This is a genomic window from Pseudomonas sp. GW821-FHT07E12 (assembly GCF_058986605.1).
Map to the genome: position 1 here is coordinate 1 of NZ_JBYSVX010000088.1, position 1,305 is coordinate 1,305.

Sequence of the window (1,305 nt, forward strand, 5' to 3'; positions counted from 1 at the left end):
GTCGCGGGGGCTGGGAGAGGGGGAGAAGAGACCGCGATGAGGCGTTACCGTTATCGGTAACGCCTCATCGCGGCTGAAGCCGCTCCTACGGGTTTTCCTGGGCCCTGGGGTTTTGCGAGGCTTGCGGCTCCTGCGTGGTGGTCGAGCGTGGTGGCACCACGCGTGGAAATCCCGGCGGCATTGGAGTGGCTGTAGGAGCCGGCGCGGACTCCGGCGGCGCGACCGGCAGGCTGGCCGGTGTGGTCAGCGCCGCGTCGTCGCGCAGTTTCAGCAGCGCTGCCCAGTCGCGGCGGTTGAAGTCACACAGTTCCTCATGGGCCGGCGTGCATTCCAGGCCGGCGTTCACAGTGTCCTCGTCGCCGCCGAGGGTGTCTTGCGGTGTGGGAAGTACCAGGCGACCGGCGCGATCCAGCTCGAGCTTGCGCATCATCACCGTGTTGAGCACGTTGCCGCCGATCAGGTAGAGCGTGCGATCGCCGCCGACGTTCGCCGCCACGACGATGTCGCAATGCGATTTCCAATGCGTGGTGCCGCCCTGCGCCAACTCGGCGCTCAGGCCGGCGAAACCGAGCGAACGGTCGCGACCGCGCAGCAGGCACAGCAGGTCGCCAGGCGCGGGTTTTTCGAGGGTCGGATCGGTGAGCCGGTACGGGCCGCCGTCGTTGCGGTAGGCGGCACGGATGTAGTCGATATGACGCGGCGAGCGCAGGAAGCCGGATACGCCGGCCTGCGTCATCACCCACGATACGAATGCGGCCGACCATGGGTTGTCGCTGATGAAGGCGCGGCAGTCGCTGGCGGTGTAGCGCGAGCCTTCCGGCGCGACGCAACTGGAGGCGCCGTCGATGCTGCCCATCGCCGACAGCGTGCCGCTATCGCGCCAGTAGCCGGCCACGCGTTGCCATGCGATCAGGCCTCGGTCGGCCAGCCGGCCGCTTTCGGCCTCGGTGATCGACAGGCTCGCGACACGTCCGTGCACGTCGATGAACGGACGCAGCCACAGACGGTGTTCGTTGCAGGCAGTACGGACGATGGCGATGGCGGCCTGTCCGAGACCATAGCGTGGCGGCAGGTCGCAGACTTCAGCGGCGGCGGCTGGGGCGGCCAGGCTGGTCAACGATAGCCACAGCCAGGGCAGGCGTATGCGGGCCATCGGGGTTCCTTCGGGGGAGGATGCCCCGGAGGCTGCCAAAAACCGTCGCGAACGGATCGTGAAAGCGCCTGATTTCTTGTAGGAGCGGCTCTGGGTGGCCTAGGGCCATCAGCCGCGACAGGCTTTACCGGTAAAGCCTGTCGCGGCTGATG

General features: G+C 67.6%; 1 protein-coding gene. It reads right to left on the reverse strand.

Features of this window, described 5'->3' with window-relative positions:
* Positions 1-85: 85 nt before the first annotated feature.
* Positions 86-1,153 (reverse strand): DUF2272 domain-containing protein, encoded by a 1,068-nt coding sequence (locus AC3WJE_RS21015; protein WP_493732787.1) that lies wholly within the window; start codon positions 1,151-1,153, stop codon positions 86-88.
* Positions 1,154-1,305: the final 152 nt, after the last annotated feature.